The organism is Myxococcus sp. AB036A, from assembly GCF_006547355.1.
GTDB classification, from domain to species: Bacteria; Myxococcota; Myxococcia; order Myxococcales; family Myxococcaceae; genus Myxococcus; species Myxococcus virescens.
This window is the reverse complement of record NZ_VHLC01000005.1, coordinates 150921-156993: the sequence shown is the minus strand read 5'-3', so window position 1 is coordinate 156993 and position 6073 is coordinate 150921. Positions and strand designations below refer to the sequence as shown.

5 protein-coding genes and 1 pseudogene are annotated in these 6073 nt (G+C 66.4%); 2 read left to right on the top strand and 4 right to left on the bottom strand.

The window, feature by feature from the left end; all coding sequences use genetic code 11:
- Positions 1 to 482: 482 nt before the first annotated feature.
- From FL344_RS03800 to FL344_RS03790, 3 genes are all read right to left on the bottom strand, one after another.
- On the bottom strand, positions 483 to 1031 hold the full coding sequence (locus FL344_RS03800; protein WP_141594511.1) for an RNA polymerase sigma factor: 549 nt from the start codon (positions 1029 to 1031) through the stop codon (positions 483 to 485).
- A gap of 75 nt (positions 1032 to 1106) precedes the next feature.
- The gene (locus tag FL344_RS03795; RefSeq protein WP_141617558.1) at positions 1107 to 2117 is read right to left on the bottom strand and encodes a hypothetical protein; all 1011 of its coding nucleotides are present in this window, start codon (positions 2115 to 2117) and stop codon (positions 1107 to 1109) included.
- 48 nt (positions 2118 to 2165) lie between these two features.
- A complete protein-coding gene (locus tag FL344_RS03790) occupies positions 2166 to 2771 on the bottom strand; it encodes a hypothetical protein (protein WP_141617557.1) in 606 nt (201 codons plus the stop codon).
- Positions 2772 to 3470: 699 nt separating this feature from the next.
- On the opposite strand from FL344_RS03790, the gene cdiI reads away from it, so the two are divergent.
- A complete protein-coding gene (gene cdiI, locus FL344_RS03785) occupies positions 3471 to 3815 on the top strand; it encodes a ribonuclease toxin immunity protein CdiI (RefSeq protein WP_141617556.1) in 345 nt (114 codons plus the stop codon).
- A gap of 135 nt (positions 3816 to 3950) precedes the next feature.
- Here cdiI and FL344_RS03780 read toward each other — a convergent pair.
- Positions 3951 to 4149: pseudogene (locus FL344_RS03780) on the bottom strand (transposase domain-containing protein); the annotation flags it as partial.
- A gap of 1460 nt (positions 4150 to 5609) precedes the next feature.
- On the opposite strand from FL344_RS03780, the gene FL344_RS03775 reads away from it, so the two are divergent.
- Positions 5610 to 6071: a transposase gene (locus FL344_RS03775; RefSeq protein ID WP_228564761.1), complete on the top strand. Its 462-nt coding sequence runs from the start codon at positions 5610 to 5612 to the stop codon at positions 6069 to 6071.
- Positions 6072 to 6073 lie beyond the last annotated feature (2 nt).

The following is a 6073-nucleotide window of genomic DNA, read 5'->3' as shown; positions in this document are numbered from 1 at the left end:
CCACCGAAATCTACACTTCTAGCTTCGTCGGCAGCGTCAGTGTGTATAAGAGACAGGGGTGGGCGCTTCGGCAACGGGGGGCGCCGACACGACGAACTCGGCGGGCACCTCGCTCCGTGGACGCTCCACCGGCGGCGTCTCCCGCTGGGCCTGGGCGACCGTCGGAGGCTGTGCGCGCTCGTAGACGCGGCCCGCCTGGAAGGAGCCCACGGCCCCCGTGAGCGCGGCCACGCCCACGAGCACCTTGAGCTTGAGGCCCGTGGCCACCGTCGCGCCACCCGCGAGCGGCTCGGACGCGGGCGCCACCGGAGCCGGTGAGGGAGCCGCAGGGGCCGGGGGCGGCTGGAGGGGCGCCAATCGGGCCGCGAGGGACGCCAGCTGCGCGGCCGAGGGCCCATCGTCCAGGGCGGAGCCCAGCAGCTCGCGCAGCTCGGGCGAGGCATCGGAGGACTCCTCCAGGAGTCGCACGGGCTCGGGCGTCCTCATCTCTCGCCTCCTTGCAACCGGGCCACGGCCTCCTGGACCTGCTTGCGCGCAGCGTACAGCCGCGCGTAGGCGGTCTGCACGGGGCACCCCACCGCCTGGGCCACGTCGGCCATGGCCCACTGCTCGATTTCGAAGAGGACGAACACCGCCCGCTTGTCCTCGTCGAGCGCATCCAGGATGCGGTCCAACCGGGCCCGCGCCTGCGTGCGCGCCACGGACTCGAGCTGCTCGGGGGGACGGGCCTCGTCAGGAGTCTCCGCGACGGGGGTCTCCCGCCGGACGTGGGCCCGCTTGCGATGGTCCGAGGCCAATCGCATGCAGATGCCGAAGAGCCACGCGGCCACGGGCGCGCGCGGGTCGAACTCGGGGAGACGTCGATGGACCACCAGGAACGCCTCCTGGCAGACGTCCTCCAGGTCCGCCTCCCTCACGCCCATGCGCCGCAGCGTGCGCCACACGAAGGCCGCGTGCTGGGCATGCACCCGCTCGAAGTCGAGCGGTTCCGCCCCTTCGGGAGCGGGCAGGGCTTGGGGAGGGGAGGGCATCGCGCGGGAGTCCGGGGCCGGCGGACTCTAGTGAGCTTCCCGGCGCCAGGTGAAGCGCTACCCGCCCCCGGTGACTCAGGGCCCCCGGAACGACAGGCCCAGCTCGACGAACGCGCGCAACGGCGCCCCCAAACGCCCCTCCCAGGCGGAGGTCATCGGCAACGTGGGACGCAGCCACCCCACCGCGGTGCCGCCCCCCACATGCAACGCGGTGGCGCTCCCCAGTCGCAGCTCCAGCTGGGCTCTCGCCACCGCGTCACCTCGGATGAGCAAGTCCACCTCGTCCACCGCCGGACCCTTTGAGTCCGCCATCACGAACGAGAACGCCGCCGCCGCGCACGTGGACACCTCCCATCGGGAGCCGCCTACCACCAGCGGACACAGCCCCACCTCGGGCGTCGCCAGCATCAGGTCCACCCGCCCGTCCTCGAGCTCCGAGCGGGCCCAGGGCACCATGGAGAGCCCCACGAGCCACGTCACGCGCCCCGCCCCCCGCCAGCCGAAGCGGCCTCCCCATGCGAGGCCGTCCGAGAACCCCGTCGTCGTCAGTGCGGAGACGGACACCGTCGAGCGACCCGGCCACGGCGCCGCGCGAGTCGGTGGGGATGACTCCTCGACTGGGACGTCCTCCTCCACCGTCGTGTCGGGCGCTTCAGGGAGCGGTGGTGCCTCCTCGGCGGGAGGCACGACCTCCGAGGGCACCGGGGCGGGCTCCCGGGGACGCAGGGCCTCCGGGTCGATCATCAACGCGAGGACAAGCACGAGCCGACGCTCAATGTCCGCGCACGCGGGCGTGGCGGAGTCGATGTCGCGGCTGCCCAGGACGGTACCCCGAGCGTCCACGAGCGTGAGCCTCGCGGACCACCCCGACGAGGACGCCGGCTCCAGCACGCCATGGATGAGCACATCCGGCAGGGCCCCGAACACGGAGCGCCCCAGGCGAGCCTCCACCGCGCGCGCCAGGGGCGCCGCCTGGATGCACTCCGAGGGCGCATTCCAATGCAGTCCCCACCGCGCCGACGAAGGCGCTGGCGACGCGGTGGCGAGGAGCGGGAGGACCACCCCCAGGAAGAGGGGTAGGGTCATGAGGACACGCGGGCGCGCTGGAGGTGGCTCATCCGAGGGACCTCTGTATCAGAGGTCGAATCCCCGGTTCCCCGTCAGCTTGTTCGGCGCGAGCTTCACATCCGTCCCGTTGAAGATGAAGAGGGGGAGTCCAATCGCCAGCAGTGCGCCGCCACCAATCAGCGAGCCCATGCCCACCTTGCGCAAGGTGTTGTCCTTCGGAAGGGATGAATCGGAGGACCCCGTGCCGTCGAGGGCCATCGCCACCCCACCCGCCACCGCCAGGGAGACGCCGAAGATGGTGGCGAGCCAGCCGGTGGTTCGCAGTCCGGAACTGCCCGGGTCGACCTTCAGGGACACATCCCGCCCGTGGTCCAACAGCGTGAAGCGCCGAGAGGGTGTGATGCCAGACCCCGCAATGAAGAAGTCCGTCGTCGGGTCGCGAAGGGTGACGTCGCAGGGCATCGTGCACTCGCGCTGGTAGTGGATGATGCCCACGGTGCCCATACCTCCCGTGGTGGCGACGGTGCCGTATCCCTCGCTCGTGACGCGGAAGAGGCTGACCTCGGGGGCGTCCGTCTCGATGCGCACCCGCACGGTCTCATCACGGGGCGAGGACGGCGATTGGGCAAGGGACGTGGGCGCGACGAGACTCAGGGCAAGCAGCAGGCTCAAGGTGTTCCTCCAGACGGCGTGGGCAGCGTCGCCAGATGAATGGAGGCCGGCGCTCCGGATTTTGAAAGGCATTTGTCCGCCCCTTTCCTTTGCAAACGGGGGACCTCTTCGTATCCAACGCGAACACAAGCGGCGGGGCCCCCTACTTCCAAGGAGCTGCCGATGAGTCGTCACCAGACTGTCCTCGTCACCGCCGCCACGGGGCGACAGGGCAGAGCCACGGTCCGAGCGCTGCTGGCGGAAGGCAGCACCTCCGTGCGGTGCGCGTCCTGGTCCGCAACCCGGAGGCTCCTAACGACGTATAGGCGGGATAGAGGCCCTGTTGAGGATGAGGGCTGGAGCGGAGGGGCCGAGGAGGGCCGCTGACGGAGCCGCCCGAGCGATGCTCCCGGCCGGTGGACAGGCCGCGCAGCCCCTTTGGGGTACACGCCTGCCCAGGCCGCGCTCCCATCAGGTGCGTGGCAGGGGCCGCCGGTCTGGTGGCTAATTGGCGTCTCAACACGACGCGGCCTGGGGTGGCCCTCGTGCCGGGGCCAGATCTTTTCCTTCAATGGGGACGCGAGGCCGCGTACGAAGCCTACTACGCTGGAAAGCTGACCCGAGAATGGGTAGGGACAACTCGGAATGGAGTTCGGTTCCGCGGGTAGCTAGATACGTCAGGCGCAGTGAAAAGCTTTTCCCGGAATTTTAGGTGCCACCATGCCGAAGAGACTCAATCTCGTTGGGGGTGACGACCCTTTGTTCCCAGTCCAAGCATTCTTTAACTCAATAAGTGAGCGTGGATTTGTTGAGAAGATTCGGCAACTCGTAGCGAGGGTGGGGGCGGGGATTGATGGTGCTCAATGTGAATTCCCGGGAGATTTAGAGCCCTGGGAGCAAAAGTTCGAAGGAGTCCGATTTTCGTTGTATGAGGATGTGGTGGTGGTGGTGGTGCCCGTGTTTCAAATGTTCCTGCTGGAGGCGTGCAGAATGCATGTGAAAGACCATCCAGAAGATAGGGCACGCCTAGCGCAGATCCTTGGCGAGAGGGCCGATTCCTTGTAGGGCTCACATCTCCCCTCCGAAGAGGTTTCGGAAGGAGGATGGCCGTGTTTGGCGAACGTCGCGAGAAGCGAGCTGTTCCGTGGCTGGGCTGGAGGGTTGATTCCGACGGGGGGCGGCGCGTCGCCACTTCCTCTCGTGGGGCAGCAGCTCACCGATTCGCGAGTTGGGGGGCGTCTGCACCCGCAGCGGCATGTTGGCTAGGTACGCCTCGGGATTGGCGCTGTTGGCCTTGCAAGTGGCCACCAGCGCGTAGAGGCCGACCAAGTTCTCCCCGGCAGCCTCGTGGCCTACGAAAAGAAAGTTCTTTGCGGCCCAAGGCCGCCGCCCTCAACGCGCACGTCCGCGTAGGCACAACAGGAAGCGTGCTTTTATGGGCAACGACCGTGCGGTTCGGCGCGTGATCGAAGACGTGATGGCAGCAAACGTATAGGCGGGATAGAGGCGCAGTTGAGGGTGAGGGCTGGATCGGAGGGGCCGAGGAGGGGCGCTGACGGGGCCTCCCGAGCGATGCTCCCGGCCGGTGGACAGACCGCTTGAACCCCCTTGGGGTACACGCCTGCCCAGGCCGCGCTCCCATCAGGTACGTGGCAGGGGCCGCCGGCTTGGTGGCTGTCTTGCGCCTCACCCCCCCGCGGCCTGGGGTGGTCCTCGTGCCGGGGCCAACCTCGCACAGGCCGTGGCCAAGCCCAGGTGCTTCAGAATCGCCCGCACCCCGGGGGCCCCCTTCACGTACGCCAAGACCCGCCGCCTGCCTCCACACCTCACGCAGCCGAACACGTTGAAGTCGAACGTCCTCCTGAGCAACTCGGCCCAGTCTACTCGCGGTGTCCTCTCCTTCATCCGTTCCTTCCTGGCCGCTGCCTCAATCCCCGCGCGCACCTCCTCCGCACCTGCTTGAGGGACCAGAAATGGCCGCAGTTTGGCTCCTGGAGTGAAGACGCCGTGGAACACCTCGTGAGGTTTGCCCGAGGCGCAGGCACCAGGGACGCCAGGCAACGCAGCAACTCCAACCCGGTGAAGAGCAGGTGCGTGGTGCCGTCCGGCAGCGGGCGCTTGTGTCTCTCCCACATTTTTGACGCATGACAGCGGGATTTATAAGGCACTATTCATAATGTCGGGAGGAGATACACGCCAACTAGGAATGCCGGTTGCCGAAGCACTACCCAGTGGCTCCCTTATGTTCGTGGCTGGACGGATAATTCGCATTATTCCATTTCCAGGCAAGCTGCCTAAGGCTCAGTTGAAAGCGCCCAAGAAATGACGAACTCATACGACTATTTTGCAGGAAAACTCAAGTGCATTGCCTGCGGCGAAACTACCTCGATCGATAGTCCTACAAACATTCAGACATATATATCCGACAAGCCGGAAGGGAGAGTGCTTTCGGAAGGCGATGCAGTGCAGGTTGATGTGCGGCGAATTGAGAATGATGAATAAGATGGCTATTTTACTGTAACTCCCCCGACTGAACAGGAGCCTGTTCGGATCCTACAGGCTTGGGACTGTCCCGCCTGCGGCAGTCCCTTGAACTGGGCTGAGATCGTACTTGGCGATGGCGTAATACACAGCATTGCCTCCGTGCCATTTGATCGTGAGCATTTCGCGCGGAGCAATCTAATTTCCTTGGAAGTCGCTGGGGTTGCCGCGGAATTGCTGCGCATGCCAATAAAGCACGTACTAGGAAGGAGAGCGGTTGACTTGCTCAAAGGCTATTTCAATATGTGATGCCCGTGCCGAGTTGCCGCGATCTTCTGAGGGGTACACGCCTGCCCAGGCCGCGCTCCCCTCAGGTGCGTGGCAGGGCCTGACTCGCTTCTTCCACAGCTCCGCGTCTGCCGTGCGCGCCACCTTGCGCGCGCCGGCTCAGCGACGCCAGACGGGGTTCGTGCAGCGAATACGGTCCGACCGGTGCTGCTACTGCTGGACCAAGCCAGCTCTCACACCGCCCAGCGGTCGCAGGCCCTTGCTGCGCAGTTGGACATCCGCCTGCTCTGGTTGCCCAAGCAGCGCCCCGAGCTCAACGCCATGGACCCCGTCTGGAGGGAGTTGAAGCTGCACATCTCGGCCAATCGCCAGTACCCCAGCGTCGGTGCTCAGGTCGACGCCGCCGTCCTGTGGGTGCTGTCGCTCACTCCCACCCAAGCCCTCCGCAAGGTGGGTATCCTCGCGGAGGCAGCGAACTCCACGGCGAGGCGGCGGAGGTGGGCCAGGGCGACGGCGTCAAGGGAGTCGCCGTCGTACAGTCCGAGGTCGTAATC

What these genes read in the sequence shown, in the direction of transcription:
- FL344_RS03795 (WP_141617558.1), bottom strand. Translation starts at nt 2,117, where the DNA reads ATGACCCTACCCCTCTTCCTGGGGGTGGTCCTCCCGCTCCTCGCCACC.
- FL344_RS03800 (WP_141594511.1), bottom strand. Translation starts at nt 1,031, where the DNA reads ATGCCCTCCCCTCCCCAAGCCCTGCCCGCTCCCGAAGGGGCGGAACCG.
- cdiI (WP_141617556.1), top strand. Translation starts at nt 3,471, where the DNA reads ATGCCGAAGAGACTCAATCTCGTTGGGGGTGACGACCCTTTGTTCCCA.